General features: G+C 45.3%; 1 protein-coding gene. It reads right to left on the minus strand.

Annotation, left to right across the window (positions count from 1 at the left end):
- Positions 1 to 362 (minus strand): hypothetical protein (locus tag BW716_RS37430; protein WP_220388954.1); only part of this gene is annotated, 362 nt, incomplete at both ends.

Genomic DNA, 362 nt, shown 5'->3' on the forward strand with positions numbered 1-362 from the left:
TATGCCGTTGGACCTGGTTTTCCATTTGATGCCTGCAATGTTGCCATTGTATTGGCTGCTATCAAAGCCATCATCATAACTGATTTCTTCACCGAACCAGTTGTCTGTGCCGGTGGAATTGACGAATGCTTTGTTGATACCCGCTAACCAGCCTTTTATATTATAAGTATAGGTGAGGGTATCTAACTGCCCACTGGCAGCTACGCCTATTTTCTTTTGCTGCAATTGTCCCAGCTCATTATAGGTGTTCTCTGCGATCTTTTCCTCGAGGTTAGTGCTGTCATTCAGCCGCTTGACGAGTGAAATCAGGTGACCAGCTGCATCATAACCCATTTTGGTCAGTAAGGTTGTCTGAGGCGTAA

Origin of the sequence: [Flexibacter] sp. ATCC 35208, from assembly GCF_001975825.1 — a bacterium.
In the GTDB taxonomy this organism is placed as follows: Bacteria; Bacteroidota; Bacteroidia; order Chitinophagales; family Chitinophagaceae; genus Chitinophaga.